We start from the raw sequence: 17,990 nt of genomic DNA, 5'->3' as shown, positions 1-17,990 counted from the left end.
GCCTAATTCGTTTCAATGCCCGATTGAAGCTACTTTTGCCGTGGCTATCGCCCGCGGTTAATAGGCATATTCCATGAATACCGGCTCGATCGAGCCGCCCCAGCGCGTGTGATAGGCCGACAGCATCTCCTCGGCGCTGGTGGTGCCGCGCGCCACAACTTCATCGAGTGTGTTGAGGAACGAGGTTTCGTCGTAGCCGTCGCGATTCTTCTTGCCGCGGTTCTTCAGCCCGGTGCGCGAAATGGCCATGACGTCGCGCGCGATCTCGCGCAGCGTGGTGTTGCGGAAGGGCGCGGAAATACCGAGCTCCGGCACGGCGTTGCGCATGGCCAGCACTTCCTTGTATGTCCAGCTCGACGTCAATGCCTCGGCCGCGTCGAGTGCCGCCTCGTCATAAAGCAGCCCGACCCAGAAGGCCGGCAGCGCGCAGATACGCCGCCAGGGACCGCCATCGGCGCCGCGCATTTCCAGGAAACGCTTCAGCCGAACGTCGGGGAACAAAGTCGACAGATGGTTCGCCCAGTCGCCCATCGTCGGCAGGCCGTCCGGCACGTCGTTACGCGCGGCCCCGGCCATGAACTGGCGGAAGGTGATGTGCGTCATGTCGTGATAGTGGCCGTCACGAATGACGAAATACATCGGCACGTCGAGCGCCCATTCGACATAGTCGGCAAAGCCGAAATCCGGCGAGAAGCAGAATTCGAGCAGGCCGGAGCGCTGGTTGTCGGTGTCGCGCCAGATGTCGCCGCGCCAGCTCTGTAGCCCGTTCGGCCGGCTGTCGGTGAAGGGCGAGTTGGCGAACAGCGCCGTCGACAGCGGCTGCAGTTTCAGCGACACCTGCATCTTGCGCCGCATGTCGGTCTCGCTCTCGAAGTCGAGGTTCACCTGGATCGTGCAGGTGCGGTACATCATGTCGAGGCCCTTGGTGCCGACCTTGGGCATGTAGCGCGTCATGATCTCATAGCGCGACTTCGGCATTTTCGGCGTCTCGGCCAGCGACCATTTCGGGCTGCCGCCGAGGCCAAGGAAGCGGATGCCCATCGGCTCGGCGATCTCGCGCACCTGCGCCAGGTGGGCATTGCCTTCGCGGCAGGTCTGGTGGATGGACTCCAGCGGCGCGCCGGAGAGCTCGAATTGTCCGCCGGGCTCCAGCGAAATCGCGCCCTGGCCGGTCGGCTCGACCAGACCGATGATGCGGCCGGCATCCATGATCGGATCCCAGCCCAGCTTGTTCTGCATGCCTTCTAGGATGGCGCGGATGCCGCGCTCGCCGCCGTAAGGCACCGGTGCGTTGCCATCGACATAGAACGGGAATTTTTCGTGCTCGGTGCCGATGCGCCATTTTTCACGCGGCTTGTTGCCTTCGGCCAGGTGCTCGACAAGCTCGTCTACGCCTTCGATAGGCCGGAAATCGGTTGTGTCGCGCGCCATTGTCAAGCCCTCAAGGCGGTTGGACCCACCGCCGGCGCTAAATGGACGAAATGTCAGTAGCCGATCAAGCGAAAAATCCTGAGCCACAGGTCAAGAGGAATTGAAGGCCACTGCCCGCAAGCACCTCTTGCGAGAGACAACGTCTTACCAGTCGCCGATTGTTGCCTGCATCGCCGCAAGCGCCGCCACGGCCGCCGTGTCGGCGCGCAGGATACGCGGCCCGAGCGGAATGGCGGTCACGAAGGGGAGCGCCCGCAACATCTTACGCTCCTCGTCGGAAAAGCCGCCTTCGGGCCCGACCAGCAGGGCGAGCTTTTTCTCCTTTACCGCCTGCAAGGCAGGCAACGGGTTGTTGGTCGAGGCGTCCTCGTCGCAGAAGATCAGCCGCCTTTCCTTGTTCCACCCGGTCAGCAGGCGTTCGAATTTTTCCGCCTCGCGAACCTCCGGCACCGCCAGGATGCCGCATTGTTCGGCGGCCTCGACGACATTGGCGCGCAGGCGATCGATCGACGGCTTTGCCACCTGCGTGTGCTGGGTGATGACCGGCTGCAGGATGCCGGCGCCCATCTCGACCGCCTTCTGCACGAGATAATCGAGCCGGCCCTGCTTCAGCGGTGCGAAACAATAGATGAGATCGGGCAGGGGCGGCTGCGGTCTTTGCGGCGCCAGTACCTTCAGCCGCACCGACCGCTTTGATTTCGCTGATATCGCCGCCGACCACTCGCCGTCGCGGCCATTGAAGACAAGGATCTCGGTGCCTTCGGCGAGCCGCAGCACATGCAGGAGATAATGGCTCTGCTGCTGGCCCGGCTCGAACTCGATGTCTGGTCCGAGGTCATCGGGCACGAACAGACGTTGCATCTTGTAGTTGGCGCGCATGGCCGAGGAATGGGCGAGGCGGCTGCCGGCGTCAAGCCTTGGCGGAAGGATGCCACACGGGTTGAAAGCCATGGCGCAGGACGGCAAGCGTCGTTTCCGGGGTCAGCAGCACAAGCGTCTCGTCCTCGAACCGATCAAGGCTGGTTGGCGGGGCATATCCGGCAAAAGCCCATGGCAATGCCTCGCCGTGGCGCAAGGCGTACGCGCTGCCGCCAGCCGCGATCATCGCACCGTCGGGCAGGCGGGCAAGCGCGTCCATTGCGACCGCAGGCCGTTTGCCGCCGGAAGCCAGCCGCTCCTTGTGCAGTCGCTTGTCGACCTGCGGCGCGCGCGGCTCGGCAATACCGTAGGCTTGGCCGAAGCGGGCGACAAAATCCCTGGCCCGTTCGCGCTGGCAAAAGAAGCAGGGGCGATGCCCGGCGGCGAGCGCCGTCACCTCGTCGAGAAAGAACAGCTCGGTCCAGCCGGCCTTGCCACCGGCCCGGTTGCGGCCCATCGGCTCGCGCCGCACATTGCGGAATTGGCACACGCAGATGATCCAGGCCTGAAGCGCCCAGCGCTTTTTCAGGAGAGTCTTTGTCGCGGGGTCGTGGATGATGCCGCGATTGCCGGTGAACAGGCCGCGCTCCGGCACGGCGTGGATGGCGCCGAACGGATCGACCCGGTTCTGCAGTGGCATAGTTTTCTCCGCGCGCTCGCATCTTGGCTGAAATGCCGGCGTCATGATATCGCTCGTGGCACCTTTTTCATGTCAGCAGGGTTTTCGATGCGTGTGCTGGTTGTCCAGAACTACGACAATACTGGGCTCGGCCAGGTCGGCGCGGCATTGGCGGAAGCGGGTGCCGATCTCGATGTGCGCCTCCCCTACAAGGGCGATCCGCTGCCACGGGACGCAACCGGCCATGATGCCATGGTGGTGCTCGGCGGCGGCCAGAATGCGCTGGCCGACGAAGAATATCCCTATTTTCCGGCGCTGCTCGAACTGACCCGCGATTTTGCCGGCAAGGATCGCGCCGTGCTCGGCATCTGCCTCGGCGGCCAACTCGTCGCCCGTGCCTTTGGCGGCGAGAACCGCATCGGCGGCGCCAATGAATTCGGCTGGCGCGGCGTGTCGCTGACGCCGGACGCCAGGGCCGATCCGGTGCTGGCTGAGCTGCCGGAAAAGTTCCCGATCTTCCAGTGGCACGACGACACATTCGTGCTGCCCGAAAACGCCGTGCGGCTCGCCGGCAACGATGTCGCCGAAAACCAGGCGTTTCGCCTCGGCCGCGCCGTCTACGGCTTCCAGTTCCACTTCGAGGCTGACCGGCCGATGGTGAAGGACTGGAGCTCCTCCTTCGCGCCGATCATTGCCGCGCGCCATCCCGACTGGGCCGGCAAGCTCGATGGCGAAATGGCCCGCAACGGCCCTGACGCCGATGCTGCTGGTCTCGCCATTGCCCGTGCCTGGGTGGCGACGATCTGAGAGGCTGTCAGAGCGAATTTCGAAACAGCCTGAGCGTCCATCCCTCGCGTTCTGCGTGACATAATTGGCACGCGGCCATGAATCCGTCCGGGAAAACCCCTTTCATCCTTGGCTTGTGTCCGGCCGCCATCCTAGAAGGCGCGCGCTCTATGTCGGCTGTGCAACCGGGATGAACTTTTTGTGTGACCCGCGCGACACACCATCGATACGGAACACGCCTAGAAGCGCGAAATCGTCGAAACTTTGAAGCGATTTTTCCTTTTCAACGCATTGGTAACCGCCTCGTGCACAGATGCAGAAGGCTCAACAAGAGATGACCTCCGTGAAAGCAGCGCTTCTGTCCTTTGCCATGTTGTCCGCCATCGTGCTTTGCGGTCTTGGTATCTATGCCGCCGATGCGGCCAACAACCACAACGCCGTCGACGGCTACGGCGTCACCGCCTCCCTGCGCTAAGCCAGGGCATCGTCACACCCCTCGGGCGCCGAGGCCCTCAAGGCTCTTTTATCGACATTTCCAGGATGCGTTTGTCCACGCCGTCCACGACGAGCGCGGTAAGCATGCCTGATTGCCAGGCAAGCGTGTCGACATTGACGCGGTTGGCCATCACTTCCGCCTCCGGGACCGGTGTGTGACCGTGCACCACGACCTTGGCGAAGAGGCCGGTGTGGTCGTGGAAGACATCGCGGATCCAGATCAGGTCCTGCGGGTTCTGACTGTCCAGGGGAATGCCTGGCCTGATGCCGGCATGGCAGAAGAAGAAGTCGCCTGACGTCACCGAGAACGGCAACGATCGCAGGAAGTCGACATGGCTTTGCGGCACGGCTTCGAGCAGGGCTTGGTGGCCCTTGCGCAAGGCTGATTCCGCCTTGCCGAACCAAACGCCGCTGCCGTTGCTGATCGTCACCCCATAGGATTGCGCGGTCTGGATACCGCCAAAGCGGATGAAGAGCCCTTCGGGATCGGGTGTCTTGAGAAAGTCGAGAAAGCCGATGTCGTGATTGCCGACCAGCATCATGTTTCGCGGATCGCGTTCGCGCGCTTCGATCAGAAAGTCGATGACGCCCTTGGAGTCCGGTCCGCGATCGACATAGTCGCCAAGATGGATGATGCGCCAGTCCGCAACCAGGTCCTTCGCGATCTCGGCCTTGATCTGGCCGTGCATGGCGGCCAGCAGGTCGAGCCGGCCATGCACGTCGCCGATCGCGTAGAGACGCACGCCGTCCGGCCCGTGTGCGTCGAGGAAATGGATGCCGGGTTCCGCCAAGGTCTTGATATCTCCGTGGTCAGATGTCACGGACTTAGCGCCGGAGCTGGTCCTTGCCCATGTCGGTGACCAGACGCTTTCCGCACAGAGCCAGCGTAATGTCCATCTCCTTGCGGATGATTTCCAACGCTTTGGTAACCCCTTCCTTGCCGAGCGCGCCCAGGCCGTAAAGAAATGGCCGGCCGATATAGGTGCCCTTGGCGCCCAGGCAGAGCGCTTTCAACACGTCCTGGCCGGAGCGGATGCCGCCGTCCATATGCACTTCTATTCTGTCGCCAACCGCATCGGCGATCTCCTCCAGCACCATGATCGACGATGACGCGCCATCGAGCTGCCGCCCTCCATGGTTCGAAACGATGATCGCGTCGGCGCCGGTCTTGGCCGCCATCAGTGCGTCTTCCTTGTCGAGAATGCCCTTGAGGATCAGCTTGCCGCCCCAGCGCTCCTTGATCCAGGCGACGTCCTTCCACGACAGTTGCGGGTCGAACTGCTCCGTCGTCCATGACGACAGCGAAGCCACGTCGCCGACGCCCTTGGCATGGCCGACGATATTGCGGAAGGTACGGCGCTTCGTGCCAGCCATGCCCATCCACCAGCCAGGCCGCACCGCGATGTTGGCTATGTTGGCCAGCGTCATCTTGGGTGGCGCTGAAAGCCCGTTGCGAACATCCTTGTGGCGCTGGCCAAGGACCTGCAGGTCGAGCGTCAGCACCAGCGCCGAGCAGTTCGCCGCCTTCGCCCTGTCGATCAGATTGAGCACGAAGTCCTTGTCGCGCAGCACATAGAGCTGGAACCAGAACGGTTTCTTCGTCACCGAGGCGACATCCTCGATCGAGCAGATGCTCATCGTCGAGAGCGTGAACGGCACGCCGAATTCCTCTGCCGCCTGCGCTGCCAGCATCTCGCCGTCGGCATGCTGCATGCCGGTCAGGCCGGTCGGCGCCAGCGCTACCGGCATCGACACTTTCTGGCCGATCATGGTCGTTTCCAGTGAGCGGTTGCTCATGTCGACCAGCACGCGCTGGCGGAACTTGATCTTCTGGAAGTCTTCCTCGTTCGCGCGATAGGTGCTCTCGGTCCAGGCGCCGGAGTCGGCATAGTCGAAGAACATCTTGGGCACGCGCCGGCGCGCGAGGTCCTTGAGGTCTGCGATGGTGAGAATGTCGCTCATGATGGTCCCCGCTTGGTCGAATTGACTAGGAGCGCCTGCGCGCTGGTTCGCTGTCGCCGGCTTCCGAACGCTGCCTCAGCCTCAGCCGCGACACGCGTTGCCAGTCGCCGCTGCGCTCGGCTTCCGCCATCGAACGCTCGACATAGGTCATGTGGTCCATTGCCGCCTGGCGGGCGCCGGCCGGATCGCCGGCCTTGACCGCGGTGTGGATCGCCCGGTGCTGCGCCAGCAGCGCCTCGCGCGCGCCGGGCACTGTGAACACCAGCAGCCGGTTCTGGAACACGCCTTCCGACAACAGCCGATAGCAGGAACGCAGCGTGTGCAAGAGCAGGATGTTGTGCGCGCATTCGCAGATCGCATGATGGAATTCGACGTCGATCTCGGCCTCGTCGTCGAAGTCGCCGGTGCGATGCGCCTCGTCCATGCGTGCCATGATGCGGTCGAGCAGGGCAAGGTCCTCGGGTGTGGCGCGCCGCGCCGCGTATTCGGCGGCTATGCCTTCGACCTCGCGGCGGTATTCCAGATAGTCGGCCAACGCCTTGCGATGCGTCGAGATCAGGTCCGCCACCGGCTTGGCGAACAACTGGCCGATAATGTCGGCGACGTGGGTGCCGCCGCCCGGGCGGGTCGACAGCAGGCCGCGCCCTTCGAGCGCCTTCAGCGCATCGCGCAGAATGGGCCGCGACACATCGAACTGGCGTGCCAGCTCGCGCTCGCCCGGCAGCCGGTCGCCGGTGCGCAGCACGCCTTCGAGAATTAGGCTTTCGATCTGCTGCACCACCTCGTCGGCGGTGCGCGAATGCTCGATCCTGGAGAAAATGTCGCCCAAAGGAAGCGCCTGGAGAACGGAATGATGTCGCGCAGATTAATGCCTCCGTCGCCAACTGGTCAAATTATTTATCCAATTCGTCTCATCGGGTCGATTTCCGCGCCGCGCCGGCATATCGCCTCGGGCTAAACTTTGCTGTTTACGTCCCTCGCCAATTGCCGCAAGACGACGCCATTGCACGAAGGGTCGAAACCAGGGGGACCAGACGTGTCGGACGAGACGTCCAATCTTGAATTCCAGCCGCGCAGCCAAGGCAGTGTCCTGGGCTTTCCGGCGCATGAAGGCCGGCCCGGCGCGCTCGGCGAGGTTCATGCCCGCCCGCATCCGCTGGTCGAGAAGCCGCGCGTGCTCGTCCAACTCTCCTTCATGACCGAAGGCGGCTCCGCGGTCGACCATGCCGTGCTTTCGGAACTGTCGCGCCGCCTCGGCATCGCCGCGCCCGAGCGTCATGCCCGCCACCACGCCATGAAATGGGGCAAGGGCACGCTGCGCTGGGAGCGGCACACGGAATTCTCGACCTATCTTTGGGAAGGGCCGTTGGCCGAGAACGGCCGGGGGCAAGAGGATTCGCCCTTCGGCAACGGCTTTTCACCGCCGGGAACCGTCATCTCGGGTATCCGGCTCGAGATCCGCAAATGGACGCAGGCGAACGAGAGGCTGATCGCCGGCTTCGACCCGACCAGCCTCTGTCACTCGCTGGTCGAGCGCGGCAGCGCGGCGATCGTCACCGACTTCCGCCAGGACGGCGACGGCATGACCCGCATGCTGGTACTCGACCGTGGTCTCACTCCGGCCAGCACCGGCGCGCTGTCGCAGCGGCTGATCGACATCGAAACCTACCGCACGCTTGCCATGCTCGGCCTGCCGCTGGCGCTCACCTTGTCCGGCCGCGCTCGCCGCATCGAGGACCGCTTGGCGCAGACGACGCTGGAAATGAAGGTCGCCGAGACGCGCGACAACCAGACGCTGCTCGCCGGCCTGACGGAGCTTGCCGCCGAACTGGAGGCTGATGCCGCTTCCAGCCTCTACCGCTTCGGCGCCAGCCGCGCCTATGATGGCATCGTCACGGAAAGGCTGGAGGCGTTGGATGAGGAGCCTGTCCAGGGCTACGACACCTGGGCGGGCTTTCTGCTGCGGCGCATGGCGCCAGCCATGCGCACCTGCCGCTCGGTCGAGGAGCGCCAGGCCAATCTGTCGCGGAAGCTGACCCGTGCCACCACGCTGCTGCGGACCTGGGTCGATGTCGAGGTCGAGAAGCAGAACCGCGACCTGCTCGCCTCGATGAACAACCGCGCCCGCCTGCAACTGCGCCTGCAGCAGACCGTCGAAGGCCTCTCGGTCGCCGCCGTCTCCTATTACGTGGTCGGCCTCATCGGCTATGTCGCCAAGGGCGCGTCGGTTTTTGGCCACACCTTCGCGCCGGAGGTCGTCACCGCCTCCTCGGTGCCGTTTGCCATCCTGCTGGTCTGGTGGGGCGTGCGCAGGGTGCGACGGATGCATTCCGAGCCGGCGAAACATCCGGGCGAATAGGCCGCGCTATGCTTCGAACGCAATAGAAATGCAGCGGCAGATTGCCGCTGCGGAAGCTTTGCCCGCGTTCGCCGCCCGGATGGCACCAAAGCAAGGTTTGCAACAAATGCCGCTAGCTGGTAAATCATTTTTACCAGTCGAGTGGAGGAAGCGCCGATGTCCGGCCTTGCCATGCCCAAGCCAGACGCCGGGACGCTGCGCCGGCGCAACGAAATCGTCGCCGATATGCGCATCATCGTGCCGGGCGAGGGCGTGGTCGACGCCGCCAACGAAATGCGAGCCTTCGAAAGCGATGGCCTGACCGCCTACCGGCAAGTGCCGCTGGTCGTGGTCCTGCCCGAGACGGTCGCGCAGGTGTCGCGCGTGCTGAAATACTGCAACGACCGCAACATTCGCGTCGTGCCGCGGGGATCCGGAACCTCGCTGTCGGGCGGCGCGCTGCCGTTGGAGGACGCGGTGCTGCTCGTCATGAGCAGGTTCAACCGCATCCTCGAGATCGATTTTCCCAACCGTATCGTCGTCGCCCAGCCCGGCGTCACCAATCTCGGCATCACCATCGCCGTCGAGCAGGACGGGTTTTACTATGCCCCCGATCCGTCCTCCCAGATCGCCTGCTCGATCGGCGGCAACGTGGCGGAGAATTCCGGCGGCGTGCACTGCCTGAAATATGGCCTCACCGCCAATAATGTGCTCGGCATCGAGATGGTGCTGATGAATGGTGAGGTGGTGCGGCTCGGCGGCGGTCACCTCGACGCCGAGGGCTATGATCTGCTCGGCGTCATGACCGGTTCGGAAGGTCTGCTCGGCGTCGTCACGGAGGTCACCGTGCGCATCCTGAGGAAGCCGGAGACGGCGCGCGCGCTGCTGATCGGCTTTCCGACCAGCGAGCAGGGCGGCCAGTGCGTCGCCGACATCATCGGCGCCGGCATCATTCCAGGCGGCATGGAAATGATGGACCGGCCCGCGATCCATGCGGCGGAAGATTTTGTCGATGCCGGCTATCCCCTCGATGTCGAGGCGCTGCTGATCGTCGAGCTCGACGGTCCGAGCGTGGAGGTCGATCATCTCATCACCGCGGTCGAGGCGATCGCCATCCGCAACGGCTCGACTACGTGCCGCATCTCGCAGTCCGAGCAGGAGCGGCTGAGTTTTTGGGCGGGGCGCAAGGCGGCCTTCCCCGCCGTTGGCCGCATCTCGCCCGACTATTACTGCATGGACGGCACGATCCCACGCAAGGAGTTGCCGCGCGTGCTGGCCGGTATGCGCGAGCTGTCGGAAAAATACGGTCTCGGCGTCGCCAATGTCTTCCACGCCGGCGACGGCAATCTGCATCCGCTGATCCTCTACGATGCCAACGTGCCGGGCGAACTCGACAAGGCGGAAAGCTTCGGCGCCGATATTTTGCGGCTTTGCGTCAAGGTCGGTGGCGTGCTCACCGGCGAGCATGGCGTCGGAGTCGAGAAGCGCGACCTGATGCCGGAAATGTTCAACGAGATCGACCTCGATCAGCAAATGCGCGTCAAATGCGCCTTCGATCCCAACCATCTGCTCAATCCCGGAAAGGTGTTCCCGCAACTGCGCCGCTGCGCCGAACTCGGCCGCATGCACGTGCACCGCGGCCAGGTGGCATTTCCCGACATTCCGAGGTTTTGAGATGATGGGGCCGCAGAACCAGGTGCGAATATGACCGCCTTTGCCCCCACCACCTCAGATGAAGTCCTCTCCACCGTTGCCTGGGCGGCGGCAGAGGAAACATCGCTCGAAATCCTTGGCCGCGGCTCCAAGCGCGGCATCGGTCGTCCGTTGCAGACCGAGCACACGCTCGACCTGTCGAAACTCTCGGGCGTGACCCTCTATGAGCCCGCCGAACTGGTGCTGTCGGCCAAATCAGGCACGCTGCTGGCCGAGATCGAAAAGCTGCTGGCTGAAAACGGCCAGCAGCTCGCCTTCGAGCCGATGGACTACGGCCCGTTGCTCGGTGGCGAGCCGGGCAAAGGCACCATTGGCGGCGTGCTCGGCGCCAACCTGTCCGGGCCCCGCCGGCTGAAGGCGGGCGCGGCGCGCGACCATATCCTGGGCATCAATGTCGTCTCCGGCCGGGGCGAAGCCTTCAAGTCGGGCGGCCGCGTGGTCAAGAACGTCACCGGCTACGATCTGTCGAAGCTGATGGCCAACAGCTGGGGTACGCTGGCCGTCTTCACCGACGTCACCTTCAAGGTGCTGCCGGCGGCCGAGACCGAAGTCACGCTCGCCGTTCGTGGCCTGCTCGATGATGCCGCCTGCACCGCCATGGCCTTGGCGCTTGGTTCCAGCGCCGAAGTGTCGAGTGCCGCCCACCTGCCGGAGCGCATCGCCGCGCGTGTTGCCGGCGGCACGCTCGGCAGTGATGCCGCCACGCTGCTGCGCGTCGAGGGCTTTGGTCCTTCCGTCGCCTATCGTATCGCCGCGCTGAGGACACTGCTCGGCAAGGCCGGGCCGCTGGAGGAGATTGCCAGTGAGACCTCCAAGGCAATCTGGCGCGATATAAGGGATTGCCGGCCCTTCGTCGATGGCAGCGAGAAGCCGGTCTGGCGGGTCTCGATGATGCCCGCCCAGGGGCATCAGATGGTTCTGACGCTGCGCATGCAGGCCGCCGTCAGCGCCTTCTACGACTGGCAGGGCGGGCTGGTGTGGCTGCGCATGGAAGAGGGCGATCCCGAAGCCGCTCTGCTGCGCGGGCTTCTGAGGAAACATGGCGGCGGCCATGCGACGCTGGTGCGCGCTACCCCTTCCCATCGGGCGGCTCTGCCGGTGTTCGAGCCGCAGGCGCCGGCATTGGCGGCGCTCAGCCAGCGGCTGAAGCAGGAATTCGACCCGAAGAACATCCTCAATCCCGGCCGCATGGCCTAGGACATCAGAGATGCAGACCAATTTTTCGCCCGCCCAGCTTGCCGATCCGCATGTCGCGGAGTCCGAAAAGGTCCTGCGCAAATGCGTGCATTGTGGCTTCTGCACCGCCACTTGCCCGACCTATGTGACGCTTGGCAACGAACTCGATTCGCCGCGCGGGCGCATCTATCTGATCAAGGACATGCTGGAGAACGGCCGTCCCGCCGACAAGGAGATCGTCACCCATATCGACCGCTGCCTGTCCTGCCTCGCCTGCATGACCACCTGCCCGTCGGGCGTCAACTACATGCACCTGGTCGACCATGCCCGTGCTCATATCCAGGAAACTTACAAGCGGCCGCTGCTCGACCGGCTGACCCGCGCCATGCTGGCCTTCGTGCTGCCTTATCCCCAACGCTTCCGCGCCGCGCTCAAGCTGGCAAAACTGGGCAAGCCTTTCATCGGCCTCTTCGAAAAAATTCCGGCGCTGAAGCCTCTCGGCGCGATGCTCAAGCTCGCACCGGCGTCGGTCCCGGCGGCCTCGCCGATGGCCTTGCCGGGCGTCCATGCTGGGCAGGGGACGAAAAAGGGCCGCGTCGCCATCCTTACCGGATGCGCGCAGTCGGTGCTTGATCCCGGCATCAACGACACCACCATCTCGTTGCTGATCCGGCTCGGCGTCGAGGTCGTGGTGCCGCCGGGCGAGGGCTGCTGCGGCGCACTGGTTCATCACATGGGGCGGGAAGAAGCCGCCCTTGCCTCGGCCAGGCAGAATGTCGATGCCTGGACGCGCGCCATCGAGCAGGGCGGGCTCGACGCCATCATCATCACCGCGTCGGGCTGCGGCACGACGATCAAGGATTACGGCTTCATGCTGCGGCTCGATCCGGCCTATGCCGACAAGGCCACGCGCGTGTCGGGGCTGGCCAAGGATATCACCGAGTATCTGTCCGCCATCGATCTGCCTGAACCGGTGCGCAAGCCGGGCACGGTCGTTGCCTATCACTCAGCCTGCTCCATGCAGCACGGCCAGAAGATCATCCGCCAGCCGAAGGAACTGCTCGCCAAGGCCGGCTTCGTCGTGCGCGAGCCGCGCGAGGGGCACCTCTGTTGCGGCTCGGCCGGCACCTACAACATCCTGCAATCCGAGATTTCGGCCAGGCTGCGCGATCGTAAGGTGAAAAACATCGAGGCGACGGGCGCCTCGATCGTCGCCACCGGCAATATCGGCTGCATCACGCAGATCGCATCCGCCGCCAGGATGCCTGTGGTGCATACGATCAAGCTGCTCGACTGGGCTTATGGCGGGCCGAAGCCGGAAGGCGTTCTGGAAGAAAGCTTGGTGGCGGCGGAGTAGTAGGCCCACCGCTACTCGGCCGCGAGCCTGCCCGCCGTGCCGTAGGTAGCTTCATAAAGCGCGCGCTGGCGGCTGAGCGCCACCATCGTGTTGCGCAGCAGGATCGCCACCGTGATCGGGCCGACGCCGCCTGGCACGGGCGTGATCCAGGAGGCAACCTCGCGTACGCTTTCGGTGTCGACGTCGCCGACAATGCGGCTCGTGCCATCAGGCCCAATTTCGGAATTGATGCCGATATCGATGACGGCCGCCCCTGGTTTCACCATGTCGGCCTTGATCAGCCTGGGCTTGCCAACGGCGACGAACAGCGCGTCGGCGCGCCGCGCATGGGCGGCAACCGAGCGCGTCATGTGATGGCAGACCGTCACGGTCGCGCCTTCGCTCATTAGAAGGAAAGCGATCGGCTTGCCGACGATTTCCGAATGGCCGACGATGACCACTTCAAGCCCCTTGAGATCAAGGCCGGTTTCCTTGAGCAGTTCGACCGAGGCCGCTGCGGTGCAGGGCGCGAGGTCGAGCTGGTTGTAGACGATGTTGCCGATCGAGGCCGGGTGCATGCCCTCGACGTCCTTCAGCGGGTGCACGGCCGCCTGCAGTGTCTTGATCGGGATATGAGCGGGAACCGGCCGCTGGATGATGATGCCGGTGACGCGCGGATCGGCATTCAGCCCGTGGATGGCTGCTTCGAGTTCACCGGCGGTGATGGTGGCGGGAAAGCGCCGCTCCTCGAAATCGATGCCGGCGAGCTGTGCCTTCGCACGCTGGTTGCGCACATAGACATCGACCGCGTCGGTATCGCCGACGGTGATCGAGATCAGCTTGGGCGGGAAACCCTCAGCCTTGGCAATGGCCGCGTCCTCGCGCACGGCGGCGATGATGCGCTGGGCAACCGGCCCGCCCTTGAGATAGCGGCTGTCTTCGGACGGGAACATAGTTCGAACCTTTGGTGGGGAAATTGTGCACTGCAATAGCAGAGCATGGTCCGGAAATCAGCCCCGAAAACGAAACACCGTGCTTTCGAGGCGACCTGTCGCACCGTGAAACGAAAAGGGCAGCCCGGTTACCCGTGCTGCCCTCTCGTGACTGGCCGTATCCCCACACGGCCCGTCCCCCGTTAACTCGCTGCCAGTCTAAGCACGTCTTCCAAAAGTGCGCTATGACTTGAGGGCAACAGTGCGTCAAAAACCACTCAACACTGCTTAACCGGCTGATTCGCTATCACTATATCACTTCGACCGTCGTTCCGACATTGACCCGTTCATAGAGGTCGACGACATCCTCGTTGCGCATGCGGATGCAGCCCGACGACACCGCGCCGCCGATCGTCCAGGGCTGGTTGGTGCCGTGGATGCGGTACTCCGTGGTGCCGAGATAAAGCGCGCGCGCGCCGAGGGGGTTTTCCATGCCGCCGGCCAGATAGGTCGGCAGGTAACGGCCCTTGGCCGCCTCGCGCTTGATCATCTCCGCCGGCGGACGCCAGTCCGGCCAGACGCGCTTGTTGGTGATCTTGTGCGTGCCCGACCATTCGAAGCCGGGCTTGCCGGTGCCGACGCCGTAACGCCGCGCCTTGCCGTTCTTCTCGACCAGATAGAGGAAATTCTGCGTGGTATCGATGACGATGGTGCCCGGCTTCTGCGCGCCTTCATAGGCGACTTCCTGCGGCAGGTAGACCGGATTGATCTGCGGGCGCATGACCATGCGTTTGGCCGGGGCCTGCACGGCGGCCGTCTGCACGCGGTCGGGCTGCGCGGTGCGCTGGCGCGGCTGCGCGGCCTGGCGGTTCTGCCGAACGATACCCGGCGCATGGCCGAGTTGCAGCACCCAGGGCGCGGAAAGGTCGGGGCTCACCATCACCGGCGGTCTGTCGGCATAGCGGTCGCTGGCGGTTGAGGGTGTGACGCCGGCGGCAAACACAGCCACGGCGCCGAGCAAGGGAAACAGAACTCTCTTCATCGGGAACGCACCTTGATCGTCTAATACACCGGGCGAGAACGCTCCCGGCTTGCGCGATCATTGGCGGCGAGCAGCAACCGAAACATGAATCGGAATGCGTAAAATGCGGTTCTGTCAGTAAACCCTTTGGTGTGGTTACCGCCGGGTTCAGGAATCTGGTAAAGCCACGGTAAAGACAGCGCGGAAGCGTGTTAACGGATGGATTTTTCAGGATGAGCAATGAAAAAACCGGCCTGCTCGCCGGTCCTGACGGTGTCGCGCGCTGCTTCTGGCATGGCAATCTGCCCGACTATCTACATTACCATGACCATGAATGGGGCCGGCCGGTGGCCGATGACCGCAGGCTGTTCGAGAAGATCTGCCTGGAAGGGTTCCAGTCGGGCCTGTCGTGGCTGACCATTCTGCGCAAGCGGGAGAATTTTCGCGAGGCCTTCGCTGGCTTCGACTTCGACAAGGTCGCCACCTTCACCGAACGGGACGTCGAGCGCCTGCTCGGCAATGCCGGCATCATCCGCCATCGCGGCAAGATCGTCTCGACCATCAACAATGCCAAACGCGCCCGCGAAATGGTCGACGAGTTCGGCTCCCTGGCCGCCTGGTTTTGGAAGTTCGAACCCGGCAGGGAGGAACGGCCGCAAACCGTCGACCTCGCTCATCTGCGCGCCAACCCGACCACCCAGGTCTCCGTGCGGATCTCGAAGGACCTGAAGAAGCGCGGCTGGACCTTCGTCGGCCCGACCACGGTCTACGCCTTCATGCAGGCCATGGGCATGGTCAACGACCATCTCGAGGGGTGTGTGTGCCGCAAGGAGGTTGAGAAGGAACGGAAGGCTTTCAAACGGCCGAAATAGCTACGGGCAGTTCAGGTGCCGTTGGCACCGGCCAGGAACAGCCCGGCGACGATCGCCGCCACGGTAGCCACTGTCGGATAGATCACCAGCAGGCCGGTCAGCAAGGCGTCGCGCAGGGAAGGATCCTTCCCGGTGTCGGCCGGCACATCGAACGGTCCGGCCGCCTGACCAATCATTTTCGGTGCATGAATGCCCGCCGGGCGCAGACGTGCCGGCAATTCACCGGCTTCGCCGTTGGCATGGAATGTCGTTGCGCTGGTCATGTCCCGAACCCCTTCGTGTCGGTGTGCTATGTCGGCCGCGATTGTGTCGGCACCATGCCGGGCTGATGGCGCCATTGTTTCATTTTTGCTGGGTTTTGTTTCAGATATTGGCGCCTCTTCCCTTCTCCCACAGCGGGAGAAGGCAGAAGTGCCAACCCTTGCCGCACAAAGCTGCTTCGGCTAGGAGACGCGCACTCGAAAATAAGTCATCCTTTACCCAGCAAAAAGACTCATCTCATGGCCGACAAATCGGAAAAGACGAAAGCGCGGCTGCCGCGCGGTTTTGCCGACCGCGGCGCCGAGGACATCCGCGCGGTCGAGAAGATGATGGCGACGATCCGCTCGGTCTATGAGCTTTATGGCTTCGAGCCGGCCGACCAGCCGCTGATCGAATACACCGACGCGCTGGGAAAATTCCTGCCCGACCAGGATCGGCCGAACGAAGGTGTTTTCTCGTTCCAGGACGATGATGACCAGTGGCTGTCCCTGCGCTACGACCTGACGGCGCCGACGGCGCGCTTTGTCGCCGAGAATTTCGAACGCCTGCCGAAACCCTATCGCAGCTACCGATCCGGCTGGGTGTTCCGCAACGAAAAGCCCGGTCCCGGCCGCTTCCGCCAGTTCATGCAGTTCGACGCCGATACGATCGGCACGCCGGGCGTGGCGGCGGACGCGGAGATGGCGATGATGATGGCCGACGTCATGGAAGCGCTCGGTATCAAGCGCGGCGACTACGTCATCCGCGTCAACAACCGCAAGGTGCTGGACGGCGTGCTGGAGGCGATCGGACTTGGCGGTGACGAGAATATCGGGCGCCGGCTGACGGTGCTGCGTGCCATAGACAAGCTCGACAAGCTCGGTCCGGAAGGGGTCCGGCTTCTGCTCGGGCCGGGGCGCTGGGACGGTGGCAAGGAAGGCGAGGGCGACTTCGCCAAGGGCGCCGGGTTGAATGACACGCAAGCCGGGGCCGTTCTTCTGGCGACTGCGCGAAATGCGCAGGCTGGCCAGGATGCCACCGTCAGCGGGAACGCGGTCTACCAGGAGGGCGTAGGCGAACTCGCGACGATCGAAGCTCTGGTCAGGGCCGCCGGATATGCCGAGGACCGCATCGCCATGGATCGTTCCGTCGTGCGCGGCCTCGAATACTATACCGGGCCCGTCTTCGAGGCCGAGCTGCTGGCCGAAATCCCCAACGAAGATGGCCAGGTCGTGCGCTTCGGTTCCGTCGGCGGCGGCGGCCGCTATGATGGCCTGGTCTCGCGCTTCCGTGGCGAACCGGTTCCGGCGACGGGTTTTTCCATCGGCGTCTCCAGGCTGATGACGGCGCTGAAAAACCTCGGCAAGCTCGACAGCGCCGACGTGATCGCGCCGGTTGTCGTGCTGGTCATGGACAAGGACACCGAAAGCCTCGGCCGCTACCAGAAGATGGTCTCGCAATTGCGTGCCGCCGGTATCCGCTCCGAAATGTATCTCGGCGGCGCCGGCATGAAGGCGCAGCTCAAATATGCCGACCGGCGCGGTTGTCCCGTCGCCATCATCCAGGGTGGCGACGAGCGCGCCAAGGGCGAATTGCAGATCAAGGACCTGATCGAAGGCGCTCGCATGTCCGCCGAAATCACCGACAATGCCGAATGGCGCGCCGCGCGCCCGGCACAGGTGACGGTGGCGGAAAGCGAACTGGTTGCCGAGGTGAAGAAGATTTTGACGGCGCAGGCCGAAGAGCGCGCGAAGTGACGAGCGCCGCGCGCCCTTGTCCTTCTCCCCTTGTGGGAGAAGGTGGCCTCGCGAAGCGAGGTCGGATGAGGGGTGTTCCAGGGAACGCAAACGCCTCATTCCGTCACNCACCCCTCATCCGTCTCGGCGCTGCGCGCCGATCCACCTTCTCCCACAAGGGGAGAAGGGAAGGGCACCCCCAATGACCTCCCGCTACCCCGCCATATCAGCCGACATCACCGCCCTCTTCGCTGCGCGCAACACACATGCCGTCGAAGTCGCGGTGCTGCAGCCGGCCGATCCGTTCCTCGACATGGCCGGCGAGGATCTGCGCCGGCGCATTTTCCTCACCGAAAGCGAGACCGGGCAGACGCTCTGCCTGCGCCCCGAATTCACCATTCCCGTCTGCCTCGAC

The 17,990-nt window shown here is 64.0% G+C and carries 17 protein-coding genes and 1 pseudogene; 9 read left to right on the top strand and 9 right to left on the bottom strand.

The features are described 5' to 3' along the window. Positions 1-57 precede the first annotated feature (57 nt). The 3 genes from M653_RS0127315 to M653_RS0127305 form a co-directional block, all read right to left on the bottom strand. The gene (locus M653_RS0127315) at positions 58-1,431 is read right to left on the bottom strand and encodes a glutamate--cysteine ligase (RefSeq protein WP_027146167.1); all 1,374 of its coding nucleotides are present in this window, start codon (positions 1,429-1,431) and stop codon (positions 58-60) included. Positions 1,432-1,575: 144 nt separating this feature from the next. Beyond that, positions 1,576-2,310: a 16S rRNA (uracil(1498)-N(3))-methyltransferase gene (locus M653_RS0127310; RefSeq protein WP_027146166.1), complete on the bottom strand. Its 735-nt coding sequence runs from the start codon at positions 2,308-2,310 to the stop codon at positions 1,576-1,578. Between the two features lie 31 nt (positions 2,311-2,341). After that, positions 2,342-2,989: a hypothetical protein gene (locus tag M653_RS0127305; RefSeq protein ID WP_027146165.1), complete on the bottom strand. Its 648-nt coding sequence runs from the start codon at positions 2,987-2,989 to the stop codon at positions 2,342-2,344. 87 nt (positions 2,990-3,076) lie between these two features. Here M653_RS0127305 and M653_RS0127300 point away from each other — a divergent pair, with 87 nt between their 5' ends. Both M653_RS0127300 and M653_RS1000000138165 read left to right on the top strand, forming a co-directional pair. Beyond that, a complete protein-coding gene (locus M653_RS0127300; protein ID WP_027146164.1) occupies positions 3,077-3,775 on the top strand; it encodes a type 1 glutamine amidotransferase in 699 nt (232 codons plus the stop codon). 322 nt (positions 3,776-4,097) lie between these two features. Beyond that, positions 4,098-4,229 carry a hypothetical protein gene (locus tag M653_RS1000000138165; RefSeq protein ID WP_013893872.1) on the top strand — a complete coding sequence of 44 codons (132 nt, stop codon included), beginning with the start codon at positions 4,098-4,100 and terminating at the stop codon, positions 4,227-4,229. A gap of 37 nt (positions 4,230-4,266) precedes the next feature. Here the strand turns inward: M653_RS1000000138165 and M653_RS0127290 are convergent, their stop codons facing one another. The 3 genes from M653_RS0127290 to M653_RS0127280 are packed head-to-tail and all read right to left on the bottom strand — an operon-like array spanning position 4,267 to position 7,040. Further along, entirely contained in the window at positions 4,267-5,040 is a 774-nt protein-coding gene (locus tag M653_RS0127290) for a metallophosphoesterase (RefSeq protein WP_027146163.1), read from the bottom strand. Positions 5,041-5,074: 34 nt separating this feature from the next. Beyond that, on the bottom strand, positions 5,075-6,211 hold the full coding sequence (locus M653_RS0127285; RefSeq protein WP_027146162.1) for an alpha-hydroxy acid oxidase: 1,137 nt from the start codon (positions 6,209-6,211) through the stop codon (positions 5,075-5,077). Positions 6,212-6,236: 25 nt separating this feature from the next. After that, complete coding sequence (locus M653_RS0127280; RefSeq protein ID WP_027146161.1) at positions 6,237-7,040, bottom strand: FCD domain-containing protein; 804 nt, start codon at positions 7,038-7,040, stop codon at positions 6,237-6,239. A 207-nt stretch (positions 7,041-7,247) separates the two neighbouring features. On the opposite strand from M653_RS0127280, the gene M653_RS0127275 reads away from it, so the two are divergent. The 4 genes from M653_RS0127275 (at position 7,248) to glcF (ending at position 12,795) form a co-directional block, all read left to right on the top strand. Then, on the top strand, positions 7,248-8,570 hold the full coding sequence (locus M653_RS0127275) for a DUF3422 family protein (protein ID WP_027146160.1): 1,323 nt from the start codon (positions 7,248-7,250) through the stop codon (positions 8,568-8,570). 156 nt (positions 8,571-8,726) lie between these two features. Then, the gene (locus M653_RS0127270) at positions 8,727-10,223 is read left to right on the top strand and encodes an FAD-linked oxidase C-terminal domain-containing protein (RefSeq protein WP_027146159.1); all 1,497 of its coding nucleotides are present in this window, start codon (positions 8,727-8,729) and stop codon (positions 10,221-10,223) included. 30 nt (positions 10,224-10,253) lie between these two features. Continuing rightward, on the top strand, positions 10,254-11,459 hold the full coding sequence (locus tag M653_RS0127265) for an FAD-binding protein (RefSeq protein ID WP_027146158.1): 1,206 nt from the start codon (positions 10,254-10,256) through the stop codon (positions 11,457-11,459). A 10-nt stretch (positions 11,460-11,469) separates the two neighbouring features. After that, positions 11,470-12,795, top strand: coding sequence for a glycolate oxidase subunit GlcF (gene glcF, locus M653_RS0127260; RefSeq protein ID WP_027146157.1), 1,326 nt, complete (start codon positions 11,470-11,472; stop codon positions 12,793-12,795). Between the two features lie 11 nt (positions 12,796-12,806). Here glcF and M653_RS0127255 read toward each other — a convergent pair whose 3' ends face one another. Next, positions 12,807-13,727 carry a bifunctional 5,10-methylenetetrahydrofolate dehydrogenase/5,10-methenyltetrahydrofolate cyclohydrolase gene (locus tag M653_RS0127255; RefSeq protein WP_027146156.1) on the bottom strand — a complete coding sequence of 307 codons (921 nt, stop codon included), beginning with the start codon at positions 13,725-13,727 and terminating at the stop codon, positions 12,807-12,809. Positions 13,728-14,016: 289 nt separating this feature from the next. Continuing rightward, the gene (locus M653_RS0127250) at positions 14,017-14,748 is read right to left on the bottom strand and encodes a L,D-transpeptidase (RefSeq protein ID WP_027146155.1); all 732 of its coding nucleotides are present in this window, start codon (positions 14,746-14,748) and stop codon (positions 14,017-14,019) included. 212 nt (positions 14,749-14,960) lie between these two features. Between M653_RS0127250 and M653_RS0127245 the strand changes: the two genes are divergently transcribed. After that, positions 14,961-15,599, top strand: a complete 639-nt coding sequence (locus M653_RS0127245; RefSeq protein ID WP_027146154.1) for a DNA-3-methyladenine glycosylase I — start codon at positions 14,961-14,963, stop codon at positions 15,597-15,599. Positions 15,600-15,610: 11 nt separating this feature from the next. Here M653_RS0127245 and M653_RS0127240 read toward each other — a convergent pair whose 3' ends face one another. Then, a complete protein-coding gene (locus M653_RS0127240) occupies positions 15,611-15,862 on the bottom strand; it encodes a hypothetical protein (protein ID WP_027146153.1) in 252 nt (83 codons plus the stop codon). Between the two features lie 237 nt (positions 15,863-16,099). On the opposite strand from M653_RS0127240, the gene hisS reads away from it, so the two are divergent. Then, on the top strand, positions 16,100-17,596 hold the full coding sequence (hisS, locus tag M653_RS0127235; protein ID WP_027146152.1) for a histidine--tRNA ligase: 1,497 nt from the start codon (positions 16,100-16,102) through the stop codon (positions 17,594-17,596). A 181-nt stretch (positions 17,597-17,777) separates the two neighbouring features. Continuing rightward, positions 17,778-17,990: pseudogene (gene hisZ / locus M653_RS01000000133715) on the top strand (ATP phosphoribosyltransferase regulatory subunit); the annotation flags it as partial.

This window comes from Mesorhizobium sp. WSM3626, assembly GCF_000513935.1.
In the GTDB taxonomy this organism is placed as follows: Bacteria; Pseudomonadota; Alphaproteobacteria; order Rhizobiales; family Rhizobiaceae; genus Mesorhizobium; species Mesorhizobium salmacidum.
This window is presented reverse-complemented; position numbering and strand designations above follow the sequence as displayed.